The organism is Paenibacillus sp. FSL L8-0502 (assembly GCF_038593055.1).
Classification (GTDB): Bacteria; Bacillota; Bacilli; order Paenibacillales; family Paenibacillaceae; genus Paenibacillus; species Paenibacillus polymyxa_D.
Genome location: NZ_CP151958.1, coordinates 880,742 through 907,500 on the forward strand (window position 1 = coordinate 880,742; position 26,759 = coordinate 907,500).

General features: G+C 45.8%; 27 protein-coding genes (1 of these 27 cut by a window edge). 17 read left to right on the top strand and 10 right to left on the bottom strand.

Annotated elements, in window-relative coordinates:
• Window positions 1-108: 108 nt before the first annotated feature.
• The 5 genes from NSQ57_RS03900 to NSQ57_RS03920 all read left to right on the top strand — a co-directional run bounded on the left by NSQ57_RS03900 (window position 109) and on the right by NSQ57_RS03920 (window position 4,652).
• Window positions 109-1,017: a sugar ABC transporter permease gene (locus NSQ57_RS03900; RefSeq protein ID WP_023987015.1), complete on the top strand. Its 909-nt coding sequence runs from the start codon at window positions 109-111 to the stop codon at window positions 1,015-1,017.
• Between the two features lie 5 nt (window positions 1,018-1,022).
• Window positions 1,023-1,862, top strand: coding sequence for a carbohydrate ABC transporter permease (locus NSQ57_RS03905; protein ID WP_013308762.1), 840 nt, complete (start codon window positions 1,023-1,025; stop codon window positions 1,860-1,862).
• 113 nt (window positions 1,863-1,975) lie between these two features.
• Complete coding sequence (locus tag NSQ57_RS03910; protein ID WP_342426112.1) at window positions 1,976-3,088, top strand: rhamnogalacturonan acetylesterase; 1,113 nt, start codon at window positions 1,976-1,978, stop codon at window positions 3,086-3,088.
• Between the two features lie 72 nt (window positions 3,089-3,160).
• Window positions 3,161-4,195, top strand: coding sequence for a glycoside hydrolase family 88 protein (locus NSQ57_RS03915; RefSeq protein ID WP_029515762.1), 1,035 nt, complete (start codon window positions 3,161-3,163; stop codon window positions 4,193-4,195).
• A 55-nt stretch (window positions 4,196-4,250) separates the two neighbouring features.
• A complete protein-coding gene (locus NSQ57_RS03920; protein ID WP_250243183.1) occupies window positions 4,251-4,652 on the top strand; it encodes a sensory rhodopsin transducer in 402 nt (133 codons plus the stop codon).
• A gap of 94 nt (window positions 4,653-4,746) precedes the next feature.
• Here the strand turns inward: NSQ57_RS03920 and NSQ57_RS03925 are convergent, their stop codons facing one another.
• The 3 genes from NSQ57_RS03925 to NSQ57_RS03935 form a co-directional block, all read right to left on the bottom strand.
• On the bottom strand, window positions 4,747-5,706 hold the full coding sequence (locus NSQ57_RS03925) for a DMT family transporter (RefSeq protein WP_029515760.1): 960 nt from the start codon (window positions 5,704-5,706) through the stop codon (window positions 4,747-4,749).
• A 207-nt stretch (window positions 5,707-5,913) separates the two neighbouring features.
• The gene (locus NSQ57_RS03930; RefSeq protein WP_274386683.1) at window positions 5,914-7,230 is read right to left on the bottom strand and encodes a glutamate-1-semialdehyde 2,1-aminomutase; all 1,317 of its coding nucleotides are present in this window, start codon (window positions 7,228-7,230) and stop codon (window positions 5,914-5,916) included.
• A gap of 83 nt (window positions 7,231-7,313) precedes the next feature.
• Complete coding sequence (locus NSQ57_RS03935) at window positions 7,314-8,435, bottom strand: LCP family protein (protein WP_340931315.1); 1,122 nt, start codon at window positions 8,433-8,435, stop codon at window positions 7,314-7,316.
• Between the two features lie 103 nt (window positions 8,436-8,538).
• Here NSQ57_RS03935 and NSQ57_RS03940 point away from each other — a divergent pair, with 103 nt between their 5' ends.
• The 4 genes from NSQ57_RS03940 to bcp are packed head-to-tail and all read left to right on the top strand — an operon-like array spanning window position 8,539 to window position 11,678.
• The gene (locus NSQ57_RS03940; protein WP_165150775.1) at window positions 8,539-9,579 is read left to right on the top strand and encodes an ATP-binding cassette domain-containing protein; all 1,041 of its coding nucleotides are present in this window, start codon (window positions 8,539-8,541) and stop codon (window positions 9,577-9,579) included.
• Window positions 9,572-10,366 (top strand): ABC-2 family transporter protein, encoded by a 795-nt coding sequence (locus tag NSQ57_RS03945; RefSeq protein WP_025718034.1) that lies wholly within the window; start codon window positions 9,572-9,574, stop codon window positions 10,364-10,366. The genes NSQ57_RS03940 and NSQ57_RS03945 overlap by 8 nt, the downstream gene beginning before the upstream one ends.
• A 4-nt stretch (window positions 10,367-10,370) precedes the next feature.
• Window positions 10,371-11,159, top strand: coding sequence for an ABC-2 family transporter protein (locus NSQ57_RS03950; RefSeq protein WP_080710685.1), 789 nt, complete (start codon window positions 10,371-10,373; stop codon window positions 11,157-11,159).
• A gap of 42 nt (window positions 11,160-11,201) precedes the next feature.
• On the top strand, window positions 11,202-11,678 hold the full coding sequence (bcp, locus tag NSQ57_RS03955) for a thioredoxin-dependent thiol peroxidase (RefSeq protein WP_029515756.1): 477 nt from the start codon (window positions 11,202-11,204) through the stop codon (window positions 11,676-11,678).
• A 68-nt stretch (window positions 11,679-11,746) separates the two neighbouring features.
• Here bcp and NSQ57_RS03960 read toward each other — a convergent pair whose 3' ends face one another.
• From NSQ57_RS03960 to NSQ57_RS03985, 6 genes are all read right to left on the bottom strand, one after another.
• Complete coding sequence (locus NSQ57_RS03960) at window positions 11,747-12,862, bottom strand: endospore germination permease (protein WP_342425648.1); 1,116 nt, start codon at window positions 12,860-12,862, stop codon at window positions 11,747-11,749.
• A 17-nt stretch (window positions 12,863-12,879) separates the two neighbouring features.
• A complete protein-coding gene (locus tag NSQ57_RS03965; protein ID WP_342425649.1) occupies window positions 12,880-13,116 on the bottom strand; it encodes a hypothetical protein in 237 nt (78 codons plus the stop codon).
• Window positions 13,117-13,145: 29 nt separating this feature from the next.
• Window positions 13,146-14,255, bottom strand: a complete 1,110-nt coding sequence (locus tag NSQ57_RS03970) for an endospore germination permease (RefSeq protein ID WP_342425650.1) — start codon at window positions 14,253-14,255, stop codon at window positions 13,146-13,148.
• A gap of 5 nt (window positions 14,256-14,260) precedes the next feature.
• On the bottom strand, window positions 14,261-15,469 hold the full coding sequence (locus tag NSQ57_RS03975; protein WP_342425651.1) for a Ger(x)C family spore germination protein: 1,209 nt from the start codon (window positions 15,467-15,469) through the stop codon (window positions 14,261-14,263).
• The gene (locus tag NSQ57_RS03980) at window positions 15,466-17,007 is read right to left on the bottom strand and encodes a spore germination protein (protein WP_342425652.1); all 1,542 of its coding nucleotides are present in this window, start codon (window positions 17,005-17,007) and stop codon (window positions 15,466-15,468) included. The genes NSQ57_RS03975 and NSQ57_RS03980 overlap by 4 nt, the downstream gene beginning before the upstream one ends.
• Before the next feature lie 368 nt (window positions 17,008-17,375).
• Entirely contained in the window at window positions 17,376-18,032 is a 657-nt protein-coding gene (locus tag NSQ57_RS03985) for a DedA family protein (protein WP_029515749.1), read from the bottom strand.
• A gap of 145 nt (window positions 18,033-18,177) precedes the next feature.
• Here NSQ57_RS03985 and guaA point away from each other — a divergent pair, with 145 nt between their 5' ends.
• A complete protein-coding gene (gene guaA / locus NSQ57_RS03990; protein WP_013308777.1) occupies window positions 18,178-19,716 on the top strand; it encodes a glutamine-hydrolyzing GMP synthase in 1,539 nt (512 codons plus the stop codon).
• A 393-nt stretch (window positions 19,717-20,109) separates the two neighbouring features.
• Window positions 20,110-20,727, top strand: coding sequence for a Type 1 glutamine amidotransferase-like domain-containing protein (locus tag NSQ57_RS03995; RefSeq protein WP_340931322.1), 618 nt, complete (start codon window positions 20,110-20,112; stop codon window positions 20,725-20,727).
• Between the two features lie 145 nt (window positions 20,728-20,872).
• On the opposite strand, the gene NSQ57_RS04000 is transcribed toward NSQ57_RS03995, so the two are convergent.
• On the bottom strand, window positions 20,873-22,003 hold the full coding sequence (locus tag NSQ57_RS04000; RefSeq protein ID WP_342425653.1) for a Gfo/Idh/MocA family oxidoreductase: 1,131 nt from the start codon (window positions 22,001-22,003) through the stop codon (window positions 20,873-20,875).
• Window positions 22,004-22,133: 130 nt separating this feature from the next.
• On the opposite strand from NSQ57_RS04000, the gene NSQ57_RS04005 reads away from it, so the two are divergent.
• The 6 genes from NSQ57_RS04005 to NSQ57_RS04030 form a co-directional block, all read left to right on the top strand.
• Window positions 22,134-22,979, top strand: coding sequence for a LysR family transcriptional regulator (locus tag NSQ57_RS04005; protein WP_342425654.1), 846 nt, complete (start codon window positions 22,134-22,136; stop codon window positions 22,977-22,979).
• Between the two features lie 21 nt (window positions 22,980-23,000).
• A complete protein-coding gene (locus tag NSQ57_RS04010; protein ID WP_342425655.1) occupies window positions 23,001-23,672 on the top strand; it encodes an SGNH/GDSL hydrolase family protein in 672 nt (223 codons plus the stop codon).
• 153 nt (window positions 23,673-23,825) lie between these two features.
• A complete protein-coding gene (locus NSQ57_RS04015; protein WP_039270704.1) occupies window positions 23,826-24,296 on the top strand; it encodes a MarR family transcriptional regulator in 471 nt (156 codons plus the stop codon).
• Between the two features lie 19 nt (window positions 24,297-24,315).
• Window positions 24,316-25,254 carry an NADP-dependent oxidoreductase gene (locus NSQ57_RS04020; RefSeq protein WP_341038746.1) on the top strand — a complete coding sequence of 313 codons (939 nt, stop codon included), beginning with the start codon at window positions 24,316-24,318 and terminating at the stop codon, window positions 25,252-25,254.
• A 40-nt stretch (window positions 25,255-25,294) separates the two neighbouring features.
• The gene (locus tag NSQ57_RS04025) at window positions 25,295-25,684 is read left to right on the top strand and encodes a nuclear transport factor 2 family protein (protein WP_220027006.1); all 390 of its coding nucleotides are present in this window, start codon (window positions 25,295-25,297) and stop codon (window positions 25,682-25,684) included.
• Between the two features lie 222 nt (window positions 25,685-25,906).
• Window positions 25,907-26,759, top strand: partial view of an NCS2 family permease gene (locus NSQ57_RS04030; protein ID WP_023987039.1) — the 5' portion only. 518 nt of this gene lie beyond the right edge of the window; only the first 853 of its 1,371 coding nucleotides appear in the window; the start codon lies at window positions 25,907-25,909; its stop codon lies beyond the right edge, outside the window.

Sequence of the window (26,759 nt, forward strand, 5' to 3'; positions counted from 1 at the left end):
ACTGCATAAGCACCCTTTGCAGACATCACAATATTATTCACATAACAACGAATTATTAATATTATAAAGTTTTGCTAATTCTTTAAAATGCAACAGAAGGGAGGCTTGATGAGCTTGCGAAATCATCAGAGCTTGAAAGCCAATATGACCGGATATGCGTTTATCAGCCCGTTTATTGTGGGCTTTCTGGCGTTTACGTTAATTCCAATGTTTATTTCGCTGTATCTGTCCTTTACCACCTACAACCTGTTCACCCCGCCCAAATGGATTGGTCTGGGTAACTTCGAAAAAATGTTCACAGGCGACCCGAAATACTGGAATTCGATCAGGGTCACGTTTACGTATGTATTGGTCGGTGTACCGTTGCGACTGATTTTCGCGCTGTTTGTGGCTATGATTTTGAATACCAAGTCGCGTATGGTCGGCACCTATCGGACAATGTACTATCTGCCGTCGATTATCGGAGGTAGCGTTGCGGTATCCATTATGTGGCGGAACATTTTCAGTAATAACGGCATAGTGAACAGCCTGCTTTCGACCTTAGGGGCGACTCCGGTGAAGTGGTTTGGTGACCCGGATGCTTCGCTTACGATGCTAATCACCTTGTCCGTATGGCAATTTGGCTCCTCCATGCTGATTTTTCTGGCAGGTTTGAAGAACATTCCTGTTGAATTGTACGAGGCGTCCAGTGTAGATGGCGCTAAGCCAGTACGAAAATTTTTCAGTATTACGCTACCGTTGCTTAGCCCCATTATTCTATTTAATCTGATTATGCAGACGATCAGCGCCTTTATGACCTTCGTCCCGGCTTATGTTATTTCTAAGGGCGAAGGAGGCCCGATGGATGGAACGATGCTGCATTCACTGTATCTGTTCCGACAGGCGTTTATGTTCAGCAACATGGGATATGCGGCAGCCATGGCTTGGGTCATGCTCATTATGATTGGGATACTGACAGCGATATTATTTATAACCTCCAGATACTGGGTATTTTATGAAACGGAAAAGGGGCGCTGATAACGATGGCATGGAAAACGGTCAAATGGCCAATTTATCACATACTGGTTGCTGCACTGGCGCTCCTGATGCTGTATCCCGTTTTTTGGATGCTGTTCAGCTCGTTTAAAGAAAGTCGGACGATATTCGTCACGGCATCCTCGCTTTTCCCTACAGAATGGATCTGGCAAAACTATGTAACAGGCTGGAAAGGAACGACTGGCTACAACTTTGGCACGTACATTCTGAACTCGCTCACGATCGTGGTGATTTCAACGATTGGAGCCGTGCTTTCCTCCTCATTGATCGCATTTGGCTTTGCGCGCTTGAAATTCAAAGGACGTAACTTGTGGTTTGCTTTGATGATGGTGACGCTTATGCTACCAGGGGATGTGGTACTGGTACCGCAATATATTATTTTCACCAAGCTCGGTTGGATCAATACGATCTTACCGTTGGTGGTACCCTCCTTTTTCGGGATGCCGTTCTTCATCTTTCTGATGGTGCAGTTTATACGTACGATTCCAGGAGAGCTGGATGAAGCGGCAACGATTGACGGATGCGGCAAGTTCCGGCTGTATTTTAGAATTATTTTACCCTTACTCAAGTCGTCGTTGGCTACAGCGGCAATCTTCTCTTTCTACTGGAAGTGGGAGGATTTGCTAGGTCCGGTACTGTATCTGAATTCGCCGGAGAAATATACCGTATCTATTGCACTCAAGATGTTCCTCGACAGCGAGTCGGCTTCCAACTGGGGAGGAATGTTCGCGATGTCTATCCTAAGCCTGCTTCCAGTTATCGCTGTATTCTTCGCATTCCAGAAGCAAATTGTAGAAGGAATGAGTACGAGTGGCTTGAAGGGGTAAGATCCAAAATCCATAGCGTGAGGATATGAGGCTTACGAGTGAAAATGGAAGGTATTCGGGTTTATACAATTGAATGGTTGGGATTTGAGGGCGATGGCTGAGAGGTGAGTAAATTGTGGAAGTTTGATTTTGGCCCGGGGGAACCTGCGGATGGCTACAAGGGAGTGTCTCCGGATTGCGTATATACAACTGAACAGGGCTATGGCTTCGAGACTACGGAGCATGTGTACGGTCGAAAAAGGCAGTGTGCAGCTAAGGATGCACGCACGCAGCTACGAAACAGCTTTTGTATTCCACTGAACGCTGCATTTGTTGCAGATGTGCCAGACGGGATGTATCTCGCCACTATACTGGTCGGCGATTCGCAGGCGGAAACGCTCACGCGACTCAAGGCTGGTGAAGGCAAGCACATGCTTCCCCCGGTACACACGCTGCCGGGCCAGTTCACCGAAGCCCTGTTTGCGGTGCCAGTCCGGGGTGGCAAGCTGCGCCTCACCGTATCAGGCACCGCGCCACGGCTCAATGCGCTGGAGATTGCGCCAGCGCCACAGACCCTCCGGCTATTCCTAGCCGGAGATTCCACGGTTACGGATCAGGACGCATCCGGTTATCCGTATACTGGCTGGGGCCAGGCTTTGCCCGCCCTGTTCAAGCATGATGTCTGCGTGGATAATCATGCCGTATCGGGAAGAAGCTCCAAAAGCTTTGTGGACGAAGGACGGCTGGGTGCCATTTTGGGCGAAATAAAGGCAGGAGACTTCCTGTTCATCCAGTTCGGCCATAATGATCAGAAGCCTGACCCGGAGCGGGCTACAGAGCCTTTTACAACCTACAAGGAGCATCTTCGCCTCTACATCGACGGCGCAAGAAGCCATGGGGCAACCCCGGTACTGGTCACGCCCGTACATCGTCGCTATTTTAATGAGGATGGTACGCTATCTGACACACATGGTGACTATGTAACAGCGGTTCGTGAGCTGGCGGAAGAAGCGAATGTACCGCTGATTGATTTGTCTGCCCGCACGCAGGAGTTATATGAGCAGCTGGGTCCCGAAGAGAGTAAAGAGCTTTTTATGTGGCTGCTGCCTGGTGAATACATGAACTTTTCCGGCGGCTTAGAGGATAACACACATTTTCATGAGAATGGTGCGGTTCGTATTGCAGACATGGTGGTGGATGCTGTGAGGGCACTGGATTTGCAACCGTTACGCATGTATTTACGTTGAAGGACGACCTATTCATATACGGACGTCAAGGAGGTAACTCACGTGAAACTTACCAAAGGGGGGGACGTGGAAATGCCTGCATTGATATTTGATGAAGAACAAGTTAAGCAGGTGATCGACCGGGTAGTTGAACGCACATTTCAAATGCACTACAGCTGGGATTGGCCGGGTGGAGTAGCCTTTTACGGAGTATGCGAAGCGTATGAAGCGACAGGGAACGAAAAGTATTTGATCAAGCTGAAAGAATGGGTTGACGAAAGTATTGAGGATGGGCTTCCATCTCTCTCGGTGAACGGCGTTTCTGTCGGGCACTGTTTGTTGACGCTTTACCAGGCCACAGGTGAGCAAAAATACCTTGATATTGCCATCGAGATGGCAGAATTTTTGGCCAAAAAAGCGGAACGGTTTGCCGACGGCATTTTCCAGCATACGGTGAACTCACTTCATGATGTATTTCCGCAGCAAGCATGGGTGGATACGATGTTTATGGCCGGTTATTATTTGCTGCGTATCGGTCATCTGTTGGGCAACAAAGAGTATTGGGAGGATGGGGTTCGTCAATATCACGGGCATGAAGAATTTTTGCAGGACCCGGATACGAATCTGTATTATCACGGATGGGATCATGCGAATCAAAGCCGGATGTCAGGAATATATTGGGCGCGCGGCAATTCATGGGCAGCTCTCACGATGGCAAAAGCGCTGAAATTTGTGGAGGTGCAGCATCCATCTTATATGATCATCGATGGCTCGCTGCGTGACCAGCTCAATGCGCTGGTGCGACTGCAATCCCCGGAAGGGCTGTGGCATACGGTGCTGAACGATGATACCTCTTATCTGGAAACCTCGGGCTCGGCAGGAATCGCGACTGCCTTGCTTATGCAAGGGCGGTTGTTTAACAAATACACACAAAAGGCGATCGACGGTATTCTTTCCCGCATTAAGGACGACGGCACAGTAACGGGTGTATCCGCTGGAACCGCTGTGATGAACGATATTGACGGCTATCGAAACGTCCCCTACAAACGCATTCAGGGCTGGGGTCAGGGATTGGCGCTTGCTTTTCTGGCTCAACTGTTGCGTACCAAGGAGAATCCGTACGGCTAGAAGAAGGGGCATATGCGCCAAAAAGTATTATGGGTAAAGGAAGGAGGCCAATAGTATGGGAAATGCTGAACTTTCTCAGGAAAAGGTGGCTAATCAGCCGCGAGGCGGCCTATTCTGGGTCATCCCCGATGGGTATATTCCACCGGAAAGCCGGGGAGAGCTGCTCAGTCATGAGAGTATATGCGTGCTGAATTGTGGGAGTCGTGTGGCAAATCTAAGTATAGACATCTATTTTGAAGACCGCGAGCCATTGGAGGGATTGATCGAGGTGGTGGAAGGAAGACGAACCCGTCATATCCGAACAGCCTCGTTGGAGAAATCCGGCGAACGGATTCCCACAGGCATTCCTTACGCAATTACGGTCACTAGCGATGTGCCCATCATCGTACAATATAGCAGATTGGACACGACACAGCCGGAATTGGCGTTAATGAGTGTCATGGCGTACCCTATTTAATCCGACGAAGACTAAGAAGTGAAAAAAGAAATCTCCCGGCTGGAATTGCGCAGCTGGGAGATTTCTTTTTTTGCAGGCAATGTAGTGTTTATTTTTAGCCCGTTTTTTGTGATTTTGCCGAAGTTGTTTTGATCGGCGTGAAGTTTTTTCGCCCCCCGAAATTGGTACCCAGCACGCCGATAATGATCATCACAGCCCCAACAATGTGATAGTAGGCGAGCTGCTCCTTCAAAATGTAAGCACCGGCAATCATGGAAATGAGGGTGGATAAATTACCGATCACACTCATTTTGGAGGCTTCGATCCACTTCAAGGCAAAGCTCGATAACAGTGAGGTGACGAGGGTAGACAGAATGCCCAGATAAATCAGTGCCATCCAATAACCAGGCTTCACCAGTGGAGCGGTATAGGCGCTCATGGAGCCGTCTATGGCATGATATCCCAGTGCCACCACGTTAAAAACGATACATCCCAAAATAGAGGTAACGTAGGTCAATTCCATGGGGCTGTACTTTTGTGTTAAGGGCCGTGCCAGTACATTATAACCGGATAGGCATATCGCAGAGAGCACGAGCAGAAGAATACCGCCATAGCTATTGGACGCTAGCGGTGCTCCGCTTTTCATTACAAATATAAAAACCACACCAAAGACAGAGAGCAGTAAGGAAATCTTTTGGACTACTGTTGTACGCTCTTTAATAAAATAAGAAGCTAACAGCAACGTAAAGATGGGAACGGTTGCTTGAATAATTCCACCTTCCGATGAAGAAGTGCTCATCAGCCCGAAGGCTTGCAGTGGAAAATACACTAATGGCGAGAGCAGCGCCAGTGGTAAAATGCGCAGAATGTCACGCAATTTGATGTTGAGCTTAATCCAACCAAGCAGCACTGGAACGGTCAAAGCGATAAAAGACAGCGCAAAGCGGTGGGCGATCACATCCAGCGGGCTCGCCTCTGTGACCGTCAATTTTACAAATAAAAATGAAAATCCAAGTATAGCTGCATAGCTGAGAGCTGCCAGATAGGCGGCTCCATTTCTGGAACGACTGTGCATAATAAACCTCCGTAATCATGACCTTAACCTGTTGTTCTCTCAATATACCCGGAGGGCATAACATGATACAATCCATAAAATCTACAACTGTACGGGTACAGTTATAAAATAAAAAAAGCCGGAACGAAGTCCCAGAGATCGAATACCCTTCCCTAAGACTACTTCCAGCTCTTATTAAAATTCATATTCTATCACTTACTGCTGGGTTTACTTCCCTTGTGACATCGCCCGGAACGAATCGTCCGCCGCTTCCAGCGTAGCATCTACATCTTCGTCCGTATGCGCTGTTGTGAGGAACCAGGCTTCGTACTTGGATGGTGCCAGATGAATACCGCGATCCAGCATGTGACGGAAGAAGGATGCAAACGCTTCGCTATCCGTATCCTGCGCCTGCGCGTAGTTCGTGATCGGATGATCACAGAAATGCGTCGAGAACGCTCCACGAATACGGTTGATCGTCAATGGCACGCCATAGCGTTCGGCAGAGGACTGAATACCGTCCGTCAGCCTCACAGCCAGACGTTCCATCTCTTCATACACGCCTTCTCCTTGAAGGACTTCAAGGCAGGCGATGCCTGACGAGATGGACGCCGGGTTGCCTGCCATCGTACCCGCCTGATAAGCCGGGCCGAGTGGGGCAACCTGCTCCATGATCTGCTTGCTGCCACCGTAGGCACCAATTGGCAGACCACCACCCATGATTTTGCCCAGCGCGGTCAAATCTGGCTGAATCGCATCATGGTTGTCCAAACCTGCATACGTTTGGGTAGAGCCGAAGTGGAATCGGAATGCGGTAATGACCTCGTCATAAATGACGAGTGAGCCGTTCGCACGCGCCATGGAGCACAACCCTTCCAAATAACCGGGCTGCGGCATAACCATGCCGAAATTACCGACAATAGGCTCGACCATGACTGCCGCCACATCGTCGCTCCAGCGCTCCAAAGCTTGGCGCAACGCGTCGAGGTCATTGAATGGCACAGTAATGACCTCGCTCGCAATGTTGGTTGTAATGCCTGCACTGTCAGGTATGCCCAGTGTAGAAGGTCCAGAGCCAGCAGCTACAAGTACCAGATCCGAGTGACCATGGTAGCAGCCGGCAAATTTGATGATCTTGTTCCGCCCAGTATAAGCCCGTGCCACACGAATCGTCGTCATGACTGCTTCTGTGCCGGAATTCACAAACCGGACCTTGTCCATAGAAGGAATGGCTTCCTTCAGCATCTTGGCCAGTTTGATTTCCAATACCGTTGAGGTTCCGTATAATACGCCGTTCGCGGCCGCTTCGCTGATCGCCTTGGTAATATGGGGGTGAGCATGTCCGGTAATAATAGGGCCGTAGGCCGCCAAATAATCGATATACCGATTATCATCCTCGTCCCAGAAATGAGCGCCTTGGGCGCGTTTCATGAATACTGGAGCACCGCCGCCCACAGCTTTAAAGGAACGTGAAGGGCTGTTAACGCCCCCGACAATATGCTCCAGGGCTTCTTTATATAGTGCTTCGGAGTTTTCCCGTTTCATCATCAAAAACTTCCTTTCCGTTCATTAAAATAGGGTATACACACGCCAAAGGGCAGCGTTCACGGCTGCCCCTGCATACATCATTATAGCTCTTTTTGACCTGTCTTTGTTGTTGATTGTTTGGAAGCATTCTCATCACTGGCTTTACTGCCCCCTGTAAAAGAAGCTTTATCCGTCTTGGTAGACGATGCACTGTCTGGCTGTTTTGTTTCGGTCTGATCCTTATTTTGTTCCTGTGTTTGTGTGGGTGGATTATTAAAAATATCCTGCACATACGTTTTCAGTTCTTCCGGATCGCGGACAGTAAGAACTGCCGCGCCGCCCACATTCTCTTCTCCGAGCATCTTCATCGGTGGAACCTGTTCGCTGCCTGCGAAGTTGCTTTGGTACCCCACATTCGCCAGCTTCCACATATCGTTAACACTGAGATTCGTGTCAATGAACGGGTTAACCTGCTCTAAAATGTTCGGCAGGTTGGCGATGGAAGTCGTGGTCTGCATTTTCTGGGCTACGGCCTCCAAAAATGCGCGTTGCCGTCCTGATCGGGAGAAGTCGGACATCGCATCGTGGCGGAACCGCACATATTGAAGCGCCGTGTTGCCATCCAGATGCTGCATACCCTTTTTCAAATCAATATCGTACTGATGTTTATCCGCATTACTTGTATAATGCATATCCTTTTCCACTTCAAAATCAATCCCGCCTACGGCATCCACCAGTTTGATAAAGCCCTGGAAATCCGTGTACACATAATATTGCACCGGAATGCCTAACAGATCGCCAGCCGTCTTCATGGCTGTGTTAGGTCCGTGAGTAATAGCGGTATTAATTCGATTTTTTCCGTAACCGGGAATATCCACGTACGTATCACGCAAAATAGAGAACAGGTGGATTTTTTTCTTGACGGGGTCCAGTGACACGACCATCATGCTGTCTGATCGGGGGACTTCCCCTTTCTGGATACCGCGCCCATCGACACCCATTAGCAAAATATTGACCATATCGGTACCTTCCCACTTGGGCGGTTCTGGCGTACGAACCTGATCGACCTGCTTTACATTTTTGAAGGGGGAGTTAGCACCCTCTTTATGCAGATTATCCAGCTGATTATAAATAGATGTAAAATAGTACACGGCAAAGCCGACAATCGCGACGATTACCACGGCTAGAACCGACCATATCGTCCTTTTGGTTCTGCTTGTCATGGATGCTCTCCCTTTCGCTTTTCAGTTCATTACATTATAATTTCTTTTTGGAGCACAATCAATTTAACTATGGATTTTACAAATCCTGATTGAGAGGTATAACATGCTGGCAATAGATGTGCAGGATCTGCGCAAAACATTTAAGGTTCAAAAAAATCGCGAGGGCTTAAAAGGCGCCTTCCTTGATTTATTTGCCCGCGAATACAACGAGGTAGCCGCGGTCAAAGATATATCTTTCCGTATTCCGCAAGGAGAAATATGCGGTTATATCGGTGAGAATGGCGCCGGAAAGTCCACCACGATTAAGATGCTGACAGGCATTCTCGTGCCGACATCGGGACATCTCAAGGTGGGCGGTTATGTCCCCTATGAGGAACGTGAGAAATTTGTAGGCAACATTGGTGTTGTTTTCGGTCAGCGCAGCCAGCTTTGGTGGGACATCGGTGTGATCGAGTCTTTTCAACTACTGCGGAAAGTATATCAGGTTCCGGCTACTGACTTCAAACGCAGGCTGGATGAGCTGGTGGAGAGGCTGCAATTGCAGGATCTGCTAAGCCGCCCGGTACGCAAGCTTAGTCTCGGGCAACGGATGCGCTGTGAGTTGGTAGCAGCCTTGCTGCACAATCCGTCTATTGTTTTTCTGGACGAGCCGACCATTGGGCTCGATATTATGGTGAAGTCCGAAATCCGCGAGTTTCTAAAGGACATGAACCGGGATTACGGTACGACTATTTTGCTGACGACCCATGATTTGCAGGATATTGAAGCGCTGTGCTCGCGCGTCATTATGCTGGATGATGGGAATATCATTTATGATGGTGGTCTTGAGGATCTGAAGGCGCGTTGGGGTACAGGTCGAGAAGTACGGTTCCAGTTCGGCACATCGACCCAATTGGAGCAATTACAGGCATGGACTGCTGATATGCCATTGGCTTGGACGGTGGATAATGATTTGGCTGCCAAGGTATGGATTCCTCTTCATATTAATGTATCGGATGTGCTCGCTTGCGTAGTCGGTCGCACGGACATTACGGATATCAAAATCATTGAAACCAACACGGATGATATCGTCCGCAGTATCTATCAGTCTGGCTCGGCGGAACGGCAGGGCAATCCGGTAGTGGAGGCCAAAGTTCATGCTTAGCGTATACACCGATTTTATTCGTATTCGATTTCTCACGATGCTGGCTTATCGTGTGAACTATTATTCAGGAATCCTTATTTATTGCATGAATATTGGCGTGTATTATTTCACATACAAAGCGATATATGGCGATGCGGGTAGCATTGGAGGCTTTACCGCTGCTCAGATGACGACGTATGTAGCCGTATCGTGGATGGCGAGAGCCTTTTATTTTAACAATCTGGATCGTGAGATATCGACGGATATTCGTGATGGAAGCATTGCAATTCAGATGATCCGACCTTATAACTATGTACTTGTTAAATTTATGCAAGGACTCGGCGAGGGAATGTTCCGTTTTCTGTTGTTTATGATTCCAGGTATGGCGATTGCGTTGCTGCTATTTCCGGTGAAACTTCCCACGGATCCGGTAGCCTGGGTTGGTTTTCTGGTCATGCTGTTTTTCAGCTTTATGATCAACACTCAGATCAATATTATTACGGGATTAACGGCCTTTTTTATCGAAAATAATGAGGGCATGATGCGTATGAAGCGCGTAGTTGTAGATCTGTTTTCTGGATTGATTTTGCCAATTAGTTTGTTCCCAGGCTGGCTGGCGACAATCGCCCAATGGATGCCGTTTCAGGCAATTACCTATTTGCCGGGCTCTGTATTTACGGGACGTGTAAAAGGCGTTGGCATTTGGAATGTACTGGGTATCCAAATCATTTGGCTGGTCGTTCTGCTCGTGCCGATGATCATCATTTGGCGACTGGCGCGCAGACGTCTGTTCGTGCAGGGAGGGTAAGCCGATGATGTACTACTTGGGTCTCATTAGCGAATATTTAAAAAATTACATGAAGTCACGGCTCACCTATCGTGCTGACTTTTGGGTAGAAGTGATTTCAGACCTGCTGTTTCAGGCCACGAATCTTATTTTTATTCTGGTTATTTTTATGCATACGGACAGTTTGGGTGGCTGGAGTGAAAATGAAGTCGTGTTCGTTTATGGATTTTTCATGGTTCCTTATGGACTATTCAGCTGTTTCGTCAACCTTTGGAACTTTAGCGAGCGATATATTGTAAAAGGTGAACTGGACCGGGTAATGACCCGTCCTGCGTATAATCTGTTCCAGATTTTCCTTGAAAATGTGGACCCGCCCGCACTGGTCGGCTCAGTGATCGGTCTGATTATTATGGGGATCAGCGGGGCACAGATGGACTTGGCTATGGAGTGGTGGTTCGTACCAGCGCTGATCGTTTTGAGCCTAAGTGCCGTGGCAATCTATACGGGGATATACACCATATTGACTTCTCTTTCATTCTTTTCGGATGCGCCGACAGGAATTATTCCGCTCATGTACAATATTCAGGGCTACGGACGTTATCCAGTAACGATCTATAACCGAGCCATTCAGGTTGTGCTGACTTGGATACTACCGTTTGCTTTTGTTGGCGTATATCCAGCCTCCCTGTTCCTTCACCGAGAGGACATGCGCCATATGGCGCTCTTAACTCCTGTGATGGGAATTGTCTTTCTGACCTTGGGCTTACTGGCATGGAACTGGGGAATTCGCCGCTACAGAGGGGCAGGCTCATAGGTCAGGTTATATAAGAACCCCCACAAGATAGGAGATGATGAGATGTCCGCAGCATTTACCGTTATTGGACAAGCGGCACCGGATTTTGAATTGCCTGGCAGTGAGGGAAAGCATGTTAAGCTGTCAGATTATCGAGGCAGTAGGGTGTTGATATATTTCTATCCCAAGGACTTGACCTCTAGCTGCTCGACACAGGCTTGTGATTTTCGGGATAAACATACGGAGTTTGAAGGTTTGAACACGGTGATTCTGGGGATAAGCCCTGATCCACTCAAGCAGCATGACAAGTTTATTGCCAAGTACGGACTCCCTTTTCAGTTGTTATCTGATGAAGAGCATCAGGTCGCTGAGACGTATGGTGTATGGCAGCAAAAACAGATGTACGGTAAGCAGTACATGGGCATTGTTCGGTCTACGTTCCTTATTGATGAAAATGGTATCTTAGTTCACGAATGGCGTGGTTTAAGAGTAAAAGGGCACATTGATGCTGCGCTGGCATACATTCAGGATATGGCGTAAGTGAAGAACAAAAAAACCTTTTGGAATCGGATTATGCTTCTTTAAGCACCGGTTTCAAAAGGTTTTTGTTAATTTTTGGATGCGTTCTGTCGATGCTTCCACCTTTGCTTGCAGAGATAAACACCCCATAAAACAAGCGGAATGATCAAGCCGTTTGTATAATGCCAGGTAGACATGGGATAAACAAGAGTTCTTACATAATAAAACACATTTGGGGTTATCAAAATGGTCATTCCAAACACAAGCGCTCCTGCGGGGATGACAAAGGGGCGGATATTAGAAATTCGGAATAGCTGGGTTGTTCCGAAAGTAAACGCGTAAAAGAAAAGGACACCTTTGAAATAGGCAGCAAGTGCCCAGGTTAAAGTTACTAACGATTCAACTCGTGTAATATAATTGAGCTCGTTAATCTTTGTTGTGAGAGCAGAAGAAATGTATGGACTATAATTGGTCACAAAGGGACCAACGACAAGGAGAGAGAGAAGCAGAAACACGCTAATCAGGAATCCGCCTATAAGAGAGGCGAGCAACATGTCCTTTTTAAAATGGGCTTTTTTGTTTACATAAGGAAAAACCATGAGCATAATAGACATTTCGGCAAAAGGCATAGCCACGCCTGGAACCATTCCTTTAGCAACAGGAGCTAACCCGTTTTCCAAAACAGGCCGTACATTAGAAAGCTGAATTTGTGGCAGGAGTGCAAGGATCAGACCAGAGAAGATTAATATATATGCTGGTAATAGCATCTCGCTAACACGACCGAAAACTTCAATTCCCATTAGCGCAGTAAGCACCATTAGGGAAATTCCCATAACGAGCAGGACATGCAGAGGGGTTTGTACAAATAACTGGGTAGTCAGGTAATCGCCTACCTCTCTAGCAATAAGAGCGGTGTTCATTAAAAAATAATACAAATACCAGCAGGAGACAATGGTTCCGAATACAGGCCCGAAAATTTTACGGATCGCTTCAATAAGTGTAAGGCCCGGGTAGAGTTCATGGACACGAAGGAGCACGTAAATAATAATTAAACCTAACGGTATGGACAGTATAGAGCTGATCCAGGCATCCTGATGAGCAATATGTGTAATCATAGTCGGATAAATTAAGAGCATATCCCCGATTAAACACATAAACATAAGGACAGTCACTTGCCGAACACTGATACGTTCTTTTTTTGACACTTGTGGCTGCCTCCCTTCTAAAAGCCAAATATATGTGAAATAAAAGCGTTAACAGGGTTATAGATGATCTCTATCAGAATCAGCGGACTTGGCGTAACCTCTAATTTGGCAGCAAGAATACTAAGCCATGTGCCTAATCCGAGCATAACGATGTACACGAACATATCCTTAAAGCGATGCTTTCGGTATAAGCCTGGCAAATCTTTGGCAGCGATGGCTAAGCCGATACAGATAATGATAGTGGTAATCAGCATGTCGATGCTCCTTCCTTTGAGGGTGAGGCTCAACTAGATCCCAGGCTATGATTGCCTTTCGATCTCAACTTGTATACGACAAGCAGCAGTAAAGGCAGGACAACGGAATCCGTCAAATCCCAATAAATCCAAGCGTGGACGATCGTATCCAGATAATAAGTAATGTTGGGTGCCGACACGATAATCAGACCAAACAGGATCATAAAGCTAGGGCCCAGAAAGGTCCGTACATTGTCTAATCGCAGTAGCTGAGTCATTCCTAAGGTAAAGGCATAGAAGTGTAAAATGGTTTTAACAAAGGTAGTGATAATCCAGGCTATGCTCATCATGGATTCAACTCTCTGTAAGAAATTTCCTATGTTGATTTTTTTAGATAGCGTATAAGAGGTATACACACTATGTTCGGTTACAAAAGGGCCCAGAACCATGAGAGAAACCAAGAGTAGTACGCTTAACAGAACGCTGGCAGTAAGTCCGGCTAGCAAAACCGATTTTTTTAGACCCGGTTTTTTGTTCACATAGGGAAAAATCATGAGTAAAAAAGCTAATTCTCCGAATGGGTAGGACAGTGCAAATAGGCTGCCTTCCATAATCTTGGGAATACCTTGCTCCAGCATAGGCTTAAGCTGCTGACTTTCACATTGGGGAAGCAAGCACAGGATTAAAAACAAAGTGAAAGCCAAGCATAATGGTAATAAGATTTGAGCCGTACGAGCAATAGGCTCCAATCCCATATACATCCCCCACATAAGTGCAAGAATTAAGAGTAAATTGATAACAGACAGAGGCGTCATAACATAAGTCTGGCTGTTCATAAAATCCCCGACCTCTCTTAAATAAATCGCGGAATTCATCAATAAGTGGAACAAATACCATATCGAGATGAGGGAGCCTAGCCACGGTCCCAAAATTCGCTGGCAGAGTTGAATAAAGGTAAGATCAGGATATAGCTGATGTACCCGCAGGAGTAGCAGTAATACAGCCAATCCTGCTGGGATACAGAGGAATGAGCTGATCCAGGCATCCTGCTTGGATATGCTTGTAATGAGGGAGGGATACACCAATACGCAGTCTCCGATAATACTCAAAAATACGAGTACGGCTATATTTCTGATGCTGATACGCCCTTTCTCCTCCACCCAGCTCACTCCTTCATTTGTTTTTGGAATGATTCAAACAAGGAACCAATTTTTTTAATCTTTGTCTGTGCCTTATATTCAATCTGTAAGTCCATAAATGGATTTTCTTTTTCTTCTTTTAGTCTTTTCCAAAGCTCAGGTTTGGACTGGTGGATTAGCTGACCAAAGCCGAAAATGTCTGACTTAAACTCATGCCGAACGGTCTCTACGGAATGTTTCATAATTTCAACAATTTTTTCATTGCTTGCGGCTTCAATTTCTTTAATATCGTCCATACTGTCTAGCTTCATATGCTGGCAGTTGACTTCTCGTACTGTACTGTTGTTGGTAACTGAGATTGAGATAACAGGTTCTCCATCACGAATGATTACTTTTTTTTGAGTGTCGCTACTCAAGGTTAATAGGGCAATGTTACCCCCACCCTGACAATCGGTGTGCCCCGTTGTAGACTCCACTTTATCCCTGATGTAACTGAGCCCTTTACTGTCTTGGTCATTGATCCATCCCAGCAATCGGTCTTTTTTGAATACACCATTACCCGAAAACCGCAATATGGTTCCAGGCGATATGCTTTTGGTGGCATCCATACCTTTTTCATTGGACGACTCTATATCCCCTACAGCTTCTAAAGCGGGTAGAGTGGACTGGATGTCGGGATTAACCAGATTGCTAAGAAGTTGATCCATGGTTACTTTGGTGGCAGGAGCCCAGGTTTTGGTTAAGGTATCTAACGAAGCAAATAATTTATTTGCCGGCAACTTTTCCAATGGAGTGGGGATCTTTAACATCGTAGAAGCCTTGTTATTCTTGGCTATCGCAATATAAAAGTCACTTCTTGTAAAAGGCTCTCGCATCATGGCTTCAATCGCATCAGCAATTCCTTTTCTCGCATACTCCTCACCTAAAATCAGCATACGAATATGAGATAAATAAATGGAGCGCGGACTTGTATTTGTCATTTTTTCAATGGCCTCTTGAATCGTGGGCGCAGTGGTGTGATAAGTAACGACTGGAGAGCCTGCACTTGGTGAAGATTTGGAAGCTACAGCAGAAGGAATGACCACCTGAGCGGTTACCTGATACTGGTCTCCTTCCATATCCACCCCGATCCCAATAGCTATGCCCAACTCATTTAATTCTTGGCGATCCCAGCAACCACCTAACAGTAATGCAATCAGGCCCCAGACGAAGAACAAATGTATGGTCTGCTTCATGGTTGATCCCTTCTGGTTTTTGATTTATTGCCGATCCGTCTTTTTTTCGTTTTTTGGCGGAGCGTATTTTGGATAGAGATGGATTGAGGACGTTTCTTCATATGAGGCCAGGGTAAGCGAAACAGCGTATCTTTCATATCGCTTTCCACATAGGGGCCAAACGGACTCATGTAAGATACTCCAAACGATCTCAGACTGGTCAAGTGCAGCAAAACTACGATTAACCCCATCAATATTCCAAGAAGTCCAAAGGCTGCGGCTAGCATCATTAAGGCGAAGCGTATAATACGAACCGCTATCGACAGGCCGTTTTCTGGAATAACATAGCTGGAGATGGCTGTAATGGACACGATAATGACCATAGCCGCCGAGACAACCCCCGCATCCACGGCTGCTTGCCCAATGACCAGTGTGCCAACAATAGATACAGCCTGTCCGACTGTCCTCGGAATTCGGACTCCTGCTTCACGCAAAATTTCATAAGTAATTTCCATGAGCATGGCCTCGACAAAGGCTGGAAACGGTACGCCTTCCCTTTGTGCAGCGAGACTGACCAATAAGTTTGTAGGAATCATCTCTTGATGAAAGGTAGTTACCGCGATATAAACTGCTGGTGCAAGCAAAGCGATAAAAAAGGAAAAGAAACGCAGCAAACGCAGCAACGTGCTGATATCAGCACGTTGGTAATAATCCTCTGCCGACTGGAAAAATTGCACGAATAGCGCAGGAATCAACAGAACAAAGGGTGTCCCGTCCACCAAGATAGCAATCCGCCCCTCCAACAGGCTGGCAGCGACCGAATCCGGACGCTCGCTGTTATAAATGGTGGGAAACGGAGTGAAGGATTCATCCTGAATTTCCTCTTCGATGTAACCCCCTTCCAAAATTCCGTCAATATCAATTCGGTCCAAACGTTCTCTCAGTTCCTGAATAACCCCTTCGTCAGCAATTCCTTTGATATACATCACGGACACATTGGTATGAGTGACTTGACCGATCTGTCTTGTTTCCATCCACAGGCGCGGATCGCGGATTCGCCTACGAATTAGAGCGGTATTGGTACGTAAATTTTCGGTAAAAGCCTCCATTGGACCCCGTACGACACTTTGGGATTGGGGTTCGCTAACACTGCGATCCTCCCAACCGACCGCATCAATCCATATGCCCTTTGCGTATCCGTCCAGCAAAATGATAATACCGCCAGATAGCATCTGGTTGAATAAGGCATCCATTTCGTCCACACTACCTGAGTTACCTGCAATCAAAACTTGATTCTTCAAATAGTCGAATGGTTCTGCGCCCTCCGGTACATGATGTTCATTTACTCGCATCAATGAACGGAGAACGGAATCATGGAGCAATTGAGTATTGACCAGACCATCAATATAAAATAGAGCTGCTGGCCATTTTTGCATCCATAATAGCTCTTTAATGATTACATCTCCGCTGTTTCCAAAGGAGCTTTCGATATGATTCACATTATCCTTCAAGTTAGAGGACACATGAGTAAGTGGACAACTTTTATTCTGATTTGGCATACGTAAAATCCTCCGATATTGGAGTTTGTTGGCTTAGTATGCTCTGAATATATGAATTTATGCCTTGCGATTATAGAAACGAATGCAGTCTGACATTCGCGATTTGCTCCGGTGAAGGGAGGACTGGTATGTCTTTTGTTGCTGGGGATTTTACTTATGGATTAAGCGGTAGTTGGCTTGCGGGGTAGGGGCCATTTGTCTGGATACATTATTAATACGGGAGACCCCATTGTATTTACAGGGTCCATTGTTGGGCATGCTGACGGCGTAGAGTCAAGGAATCATCGGAGTTCTATGCTTGGTGCAGGGGTGGCGATTGAAATGATGGAGCCGCGTACGTTGGGTTTGGCTGGAGGTGCGGGGTTTGATTACTTCGTGTCATCCTTGTTGCTGGTTTTCACCGACTTTTCGGATTTGCGTAGCGAGCTAAATAGGAAGCTTCTCCACCGGTAAATAATATACAGCAGGATTATGAACCCAACGACTCCCGCAATTCGCAGTGCATACAGCTCTACCAAATGGAAAATGGCATCCCATTGGGGACCAAACAGCTTGCCGATGCTTAGAAAGAGGATGACCCAGAATAAAGCGCCGCTGTAAGCATATAAGACAAATTTACGGAAAGAAAGAACAATAATTCCGGCAAAATAACCGGTAAAATGCCTGACACCGGGGATGAAATATCCAAGGAAAATAAGCCAGTATCCATATCGTTGAAACCATTTTTGTGTTTTCTGAAGCTTGTCCGGCGATAACAAAACCCATTTACCATATTTCTGAATAAAGGGGAGTCCAGCCCACTTTCCGATAAAGTAGGTAATAGTCATACCGATGGTCGTGCCCAAAAAAGCTAGCAGCATCAGTTTACCGAAATCCAGGGTACCGGCATAGGAGAGATATCCCGCATAAGCCATGGTGGTTTCCCCGGGAAATGGTAAAGCAATAAACTCAAGCAGCAAGCCGAAAAAAAGGACGCCGTAGCCGTATTCTTCGAACAATTGCGCGATCCACTTCAGCACATCCATCGTTTACACTCCTACGAACAGATTGAGTATTTTAGAATCAATTCATTTTAACAATCTTTTCATGCCCACTCAACTCCGGTTGATTTCTTGACGTCTTGTTTTATCGTTGCGTATAATGAAACGAACAATTGAGGGAGGCACGGTAATGAATAAGCCTAATGAAATCGTTGTAGTTCTTGATTTTGGAGGACAATACAACCAGTTAATCGCAAGAAGAATTCGGGATCTCGGCGTATATAGCGAGCTCCTTCCATACAATACGCCTGCGGAGAAGCTGAGAGAGCTGGCGCCAAAAGGGATTGTTTTCTCAGGCGGACCTTCCAGCGTATATACAGACAATGCTCCTCAGGTGGATCGGGCAATTTATGACCTGGGCATTCCTATCTTTGGTATTTGTTATGGCATGCAGCTGATGGCTCACCAACTGGATGGTAAGGTAGAACGTGCGGGCAAGCGTGAGTATGGCAAAGCAGACGTGCAATTCAATCAGGATGCCCGCTTGGCTAAAGGACTGGATTCTCGTCAAACCGTATGGATGAGCCATGGGGATCACGTAACAGATCTGCCAACCGGCTTTACACTGGATGCAGGAACAGAGAGTGCGCCGATTGCCGCGATGAGTAACCTGGAGCGGAATCTGTATGCGGTGCAATTCCATCCAGAGGTACGTCATTCCGTTCAAGGTAACGAGATGATCAGCAACTTCCTATATGAAGTGTGCGGTTGTGAAGGCAACTGGACGATGGAGTCGTTCATTGAAGATCAGATTCGCGAGATTCGTCAACAGGTAGGCGACAAAAAAGTATTGTGTGCTTTAAGTGGTGGCGTGGATTCTTCCGTTGTAGCGATGCTTATTCACAAAGCGATCGGTGACCAACTGACGTGTATGTTCATAGACCATGGATTGCTGCGCAAAGGTGAAGCCGAAAGTGTAATGGAAACGTTCGTTGGTAAATTTGATATGAAAGTTGTCAAAATTGACGCACGTGAGCGCTTCTTGTCCAAGCTGGCAGGAGTCGATGATCCGGAACAAAAACGTAAAATCATCGGTAACGAGTTTATCTATGTGTTCGAGGAAGAATCTTCTCAATTTGACGATTTTACTTTCCTGGCACAAGGTACGCTGTATACGGATATTGTAGAGAGCGGAACTGCAACGGCACAGACCATTAAATCCCATCATAATGTGGGTGGTTTGCCGGAGAACATGAAGTTCAAGCTGATCGAGCCGTTGAATGCCCTGTTCAAGGACGAAGTGCGTAAAGTCGGCGAAGAATGTGGACTGCCAGCTGAGATTGTATGGCGTCAACCATTCCCAGGTCCGGGTCTTGCCATTCGTGTACTGGGCGAAGTGACAGAGGACAAGCTAACCATTGTTCGTGAGTCGGATTACATTTTGCGTGAGGAGATTGCTAAAGCCGGTCTGGACCGGGAAATCTGGCAATACTTCACCGCTTTGCCGAATATGAAGAGTGTTGGCGTTATGGGCGATGCTCGTACGTATTCTTACACCGTAGGTATTCGTGCAGTAACCTCCATCGACGGTATGACTGCTGACTGGGCACGTATTCCTTGGGATGTGCTGGAGAAAATCTCCGTTCGTATCGTAAACGAAGTGGATAACGTGAATCGTATCGTGTACGATATCACCTCCAAACCACCAGCAACGATTGAGTGGGAATAAACGCGGGAACTCCCGCCCTGTAACCACGAACCTTTAAGATTTACCAATACAACATCAAGACTCCTCCGTATCGGCGAAGTATCGCTATGCGGTTGGAGTCTTTTTTACGGGGGTAAGCAAGGACGGGATATGAAGTCATTTGTGGTTGCAAAACGGAATATGAAGCTAAAAAAAGGAGATATTATTCAATGGTAATGTATCTCCTTTTTTATATGGTTTTATTAGATTCAAGCTATAAATAGCTTAAATCAAGTATCAAATTAAACGTCTAGTTCCTTTTCATGTCATGCTCTAATGGTGTCATGTTTTGATACTAATATATTTTATAATGTACCTAGATTAAAGTGTTACATATCTCGTTTCATTAAACGTTGTTCTAAGGAGAATAAAGAGATGAAAAAATTATTTCTGTCGTCCTCATTTAAGGATGTTGCACCATGCTTAGTCCATTTCGCTGGTGAAAACTTAGAAGGAAAAAAAGTCACCTTCATCCCAACCGCGAGTATTCCAGAGAAAGTTAAGTTTTATGTGAATTCAGGGAAAAAAGCATTAGAGAATTTAGGATTAGTCGTGGATGAAATCGAAATCAGCACAGCACCATTGAATGAAATAGAGAGTAAAATTAGAGAAAATGACTATATTTATATTACCGGAGGCAACACATTTTATTTACTTCAAGAGTTAAAAAGAACCGGGGCTGACAAAATCATTGCTGATGAAGTTAATGCAGGGAAGTTATACATAGGTGAATCGGCAGGTTCGATGATTTTATCACCGAATATCGAATATGCCCGACTTATGGACAATGTGCAGGAAGCGCCTGCTTTGGATTCCTTTGTTGCGCTCGGGATCATTGAATTCTACCCAGTCCCCCACCATACGAACATCCCGTTTAAAAAAGCGGTGGAGAGCATCATTGAGGAATATGACAGCCAATTAAATTTATATCCAATCAGCAACGCGGAAGTTATTTTGGTTGAAGGTGATAGGATAAAAGTCGAGAATGCATGACTTCATTAAAAAAAGGTAATTTTTCTAGAGGAAGGTCCACTGCATTACCACCATCGAGTGGAGTAGGATTTTAACTGATTACAATATAAAGAACATTCAATTCCACATCATCGTGGTACTGAATGTTCTTTTCTATAATTCTACCTTACCATACAATCTTTTTCCCGGTTGCAGCCGATTCCTCGATGCGATCCAGTAGCTGATGCAGCTTTAAGGCATGGTTGAAATCAGGAGCGAGACGGGTGCCCGTCAAAATATCCTCGGCAAATACATGATGAGCCTTGGCTACATTCAGGGTTACCCCTTGTTTTGGAAAATCCAGTCCGCCATCAGGCTCAGCAGTTACACTTATTTGTTCAAACGCCCCATTAGGACCATGACTCTGCGTACTGCTTGGATCGTACGCAAGTTTTTCGAGTGTCAGATTCCCAAATTGAACATGCCCAAGCGTAGGATTCTGTGTCAAACGCAAAATGCCCTTTTTCCCCTGAATCTCTATCTCAAACTTAGAATTCACTCCGCCCTGAATGTGAACGGATATCGGCGCCCCCTTTTCCAATAGTCCGTGAATCAGAATCTGATCGGCTGTATCCTTGGAAATGACTTCACCCGTTTCCTGAATAGTCACTTCATTATAGCGAGATGATGTGATGGCCGATAGCTCGCGGAATTCGCCAACGATGTATTGCAGCGCATCCAGAGAATGCCCGCCGTTAATCGTCAGCAGATTAGCGCCATTGGCTCTGTTCAGCAAATAAGCAGTGTCCTGATTTACTTGTCCACCTTTGCCGGAAGTAGCTACTTGCATATGACAGGATAGAATTTCACCAATCTCTCCGCTCTCCACCAATTTTTTCATCGTTTGCACTTCAAGATCCTGCCGTGCCTGCAAGCCGACGGTATGATGAATGCCTGCCAGTGCCGCCGCCTTGACCATTTCAGCAGCTTCCGCAGTGTTTGCCCCCAAGGGCCATTCACAAAAAATATGCTTTCTCTCTTGAATTGCCGCCATCACCGCCTCATAATGATGGGGAACTTTTACGCTCACCACGACCATGTCCACATCCTCGGAAGCTGCGAGCTTTTTGGCATCATCAAAAGCCAGTGCCGCCCCTACTTCTTCTGCACTTTGTCGTGCACTCTCCATACGGGAGGTACCGACGGCAGTGATATCCAGGTTTGAGTGCTTGAGCAACGCCGGAATATGCGTTTGACTAGCCCATTTATTATTCATCGAACCTCCTACGATACCTGCACGAATCTTGTTTATTACCATGTTGCCATACCTCCTAATTTTTAAATGAGGGTGGAAAGTAGCGTCCAAGGTCAATATAATACACTTAACTCATAAATAATAATGCTTGTTTATGATATAGGTATCATTTTATTTGATGGGAGGTGAAGGGATGGATATTGAAAATATGCAGGCATTTGTTTCGGTGGCAGAGCTGAGAAGCCTGACAGAAGCTGCCCAAAAGCTGAATCATCTGCAATCGAATATGACGGCTAAAATAAAGAAGCTGGAGGCCCATTACGGCACAGCGTTATTTTACCGAAAGCCCCGGGGTATGGAGCTGACACCTGCAGGAGAAATCTTATATGCTCAGTTCAAGCAAATGTTGTTGCTGTGGCAAGACACGGAGATGAAAATGAGACCGCAGGAGGAAAAGCTGCGCATCGGTACCATGCAGTCCATCGTGGCGGGCGAAACAACGAGGGCGCTCACGAAGGTATATGAGCTGTATCCGCAGGCTTCGGTTACATTAAAAACCGGAACCACCACGGAAATGGAGCGATTGATCCTTGGCGGCGAACTCGATATTGCTTTTGTTACAGGGTATCCCGCTAACCCGTATATTCATTATCAAAAATTATGCCGTGAAGAACTGGTACTGGTGGGGAAAGGCATACATGAAGGCTCGGATCTTAAACAGGTACTCCAAGGAGCGTCTATTATCATATTGTCGGATGGCTGCCTGTACCTCACGTATTTAGAGAAGATGTATCAGGACATGCAATTGACCCATGGCGAGGTTGTGGAGGTCGGTGTGTTTGATACGATGGTGGAATTTTCCTTGATGGGAATGGGAATCACCCTTATGTCCAAAAGGCTGGCGCGGCAATTCAAAGTAACATCCTATTTGCCCACTCCCCCAACCTTTGGCTACATGGATACATATTTAATAACCCGGCCAAATCACGAAATGACAGCGATTGAACATAAATTTATCGAAATCAATAATACGATCTAATAGAGTAGGAGTGGAATTAGATTGACAAATAATCAGGGCAAGTACCAAGGTAGCCATGCCGTATTCCTGGGCGATAGTATTACGTTTGGATATGAATTACGTGATGGAGAAAAGCCATACCCCCACCTCGTGAGTGATGCATTAGGATTCCAAACTTTTGAGAATCATGGCATATCCGGCAGCAGTGTAGCCAGCGGTGGCTTTGAACCGATGTGTGAGCGTTATGAGAAAATGAACCCTCATGCGGACGTGATCTTTTTTATGGGGGGAAGAAACGATTTTTCGATGGGAGAAATATCGTTCGGTAGCTTGGATACGCCATCGACAGAAACGCGTACGTTTTATGGTGCGCTCAAGCATATTGCCGAAGGATTAATTAACCGTTACCCGGACAAGCTGATCGTCTTTTTGACCCCGCCTCACGGATCAAGTGATACCGTTCCTGAGCATCTGCCTAATGCTATCACAGGTCAAGTCTATAGCGCGTATGCACAGGCCGTGAGAGAAGTGGCCTCACTGTATTCTTTCCCGTGCTGCGATCTGTGGAATATCGCTGGAATTCAACCACTGTTGCCTGTGCATAAACAGATGTACTTTACAGGGGAAAATGGTATCCCTGACGGCCTGCACCCGAATCAGGCAGGCCACGAGCGGATGGCGGCTCGTATTATCGGATTTATGAATACACTGTAATGTATGGACTATTTCATCGTTTCATCGAATGACCTTAACTACAATTCAAGAATGCTCAGGCTATTTGTTTAGCTTGAGTATTCTTGAATTGTAGGATTTGTCTATATAGACTTGTCTCAGGACTTGTTTATTTTTAGTGAGGGTGTATAATACTTGATATATCAATTGATAGGTCAAGTATTAGGAGGATGGTTTGTCATCGAACATTGCTCTGAAAAAAGTCAGTTGTTTTATCGCATGCATCTTTTGTGTAAAGAAATGAATAACGCTTTTGAAGCACAGTTAAAAACCAGTTTTACCAAGGTTGAAATTTTGTATCATATTGACCATCGTCAGGAACTAAGCCAGCTAGAGCTCCAACATCTGCTCGTTCTGGATGGTGCAGCAGTGACTCGACATCTACGAAGGCTGGAAGAGGAAGGTCTGATTTTACGTAGTAAAAAAGAGCAGGATAAGCGTGTGACCTATATACGTTTGACCGAATTAGGGGTTCAAGAGCTGCAAGTTTTGTCAGAGCAAAGACAAGCCTTCCAGGAAAAGCTGCTATGTAAGTTTACAGATGAGGAAATTGTGGCTTTGACAGATGTACTACAGCGTATGTCTAACAATGTGAAGAATATATAAATGTGAGGAGGAAATGAATATGAAAGCCATCGTTATAGATCAGTATGGAAGCAAGGATGAATTGAAAGAAAGAGAAGTGCCTACTCCTACACCACTGGCTCATCAGGTTGTAGTCAAAGTGGCGGCTACCTCCATCAACCCAATTGACTGGAAGTTGCGTGAAGGTTACTTAAAACAAATGATGGATTGGGAGTTCCCGATTATTTTAGGCTGGGATGTAGCCGGCACTATTTCGGAAGTAGGCAGCGAGGTCACCGATTGGAAAGTGGGAGATGAAGTGTTTGCACGCCCGGACACCACACGGTTCGGTACTTATGCCGAGTATACCTTGGTGGATGATCACCTGTTGGCGCGTAAACCTGCCTCAATTTCTTGGGAGGAAGCCGCTTCTGTACCTTTGGCGGGGTTGACTGCTTGGCAGGCGCTTTTTACACATGGTCAACTGACCAAAGGGGAAAAAGTATTAATCCACGCAGGTGCAGGTGGCGTAGGTATGTTTGCTATTCAGTTTGCCAAACAAGCCGGAGCCTATGTCATTACTACAGCCAGTGAGCGTAATCATGAATTGCTTGCTTCATTGGGAGCCGACCAAATCATTGACTATCACACAACTCGTTTTGAGGAAGTTTTATCTGATGTGGACGTGGTGTTCGATACGATGGGCGGGGATGTTCAGAAGAATAGCTTTAAGGTAATGAAAAGGGGCACTGGACGGATCATATCCATTGTGAGCAATTTTGACGAAGAGCTGGTAAAGGAGTACAACGTAACGGTCAAAAATATATGGCTGGAGCCCAACGGACAGCAACTGCAGGAAATTGCCGACCTGTTGGAGCAAAAGAAAGTAAGATCGGTAGTGGGAGCGACGTTTCCTTTTTCGCAAAAAGGCTTATATGATGCACACGCTTTAAGCGAAACCCACCATGCTGTTGGAAAAATTGCAATAACCTTCTCATAAGGATGAATACACATATACAGCACGAATGGAATTGCGCACGATGAAGATTTTAGAAGATTATTTTCACTACTATGATTTAGCAAAAGATGACGAGAAGAGTAGAGAGCGATTAATTAGCCTTTTTTCTGAGAAGATTGAGTTTGTATTGAATGGTGATCGAAAACAAGGTATGAACAGTTGGAAAAGCTTCTTGAATATGTTCTTTGAGGGATCGCTCGAAATCAAGCATATGTATGAAGGTTGGAAACCTGTACCCAGAGAACCTGATACCTATCAAACCAAATGGGCAGTGTGTGGTAAAAAAGCAACAGGCGAAGTTTATACACTTACTGGAGTGGACAAGGCCCGGCTGGATGCGGAAGGTAAGATCGTTTATCTGGAGAATATCCCAGACACAGCGAATGCATTTGATAAGTACAAAAACATCTGATTCCCTTAAATGATAACCCGTTAGCTGCATAATAGCTTGCGGGTTTTCTGTTTTCCGAACAATACATATATGTTTAATTTGTAACATTCGCTTTTTCTGTTGACAAGCAGTAGGTGAGAGCCTAAAATAACGAATGTAATAATATAGCGCATTGAATGCGAATATTACTTCAAACGAACGACAACAATACGAGTATGCTTTGCGTAGGAGGAATTACGACTCATGGAGCGTTTCTTTAAATTAAAGGAACATGGCACGAACGTCCGCACAGAAATTATAGCGGGGATTACTACTTTTATGACCATGGCTTATATTTTGGTGGTCAACAATACCTTTTTAGGTCCGACTGGAGCGGGTATGCCCAGTGAAGCTGTCTTTTTTGCGACGGCCGTAGGTGCAGGTTTGGTTACCATCCTGATGGGGTTATTCGTTAATGTGCCGATCGGCATGGCGCCGGGTATGGGCCTGAATGCTTATTTTATGACTGTAGTCCTGAGTTCTAATGGCATGATTACTTGGCAAGCGGCACTTGGCGCTGTATTTATATCCGGTATCGTCTTTCTGATTTTAACCGTGACACGAGTAAGACAGATGCTGCTTGTTGCGGTTCCGGAAAATTTAAAGACAGCTATTACAGTGGGTATCGGCTTGTTTATTACGATTGTCGGCTTCAAGCTTTGTAATCTGGTTATGGTGAGTATCGTTCCAGGGACAGATGTTGGTCAACCGGTTCCGGGTCATGCTTTTAATTTGATTTTGGGAAGTCTGGTACATCAAAAGGATGCACTGCTGGCCCTAATCGGATTGCTTATTATCGCAGCACTGATGGTCGTTCGGGTTAAAGGTGCATTGCTGATTGGGATCGTAGCTACTACATTAATCGGTATTCCGATGGGAGTAACGAATCTGAGTAGCTTGACAACAGGCAACTGGATTCCTGATTTCAGTAATTTGGCTGTAGGCCAGTTAGACTTGAAAGCAGCTTTGCATATTGGTCTGTTTGATATCATTTTCATTTTCACATTTGTAGAGTTGTTTGATACGTTCGGTACCTTGGTAGGTACGGCTACTCGCG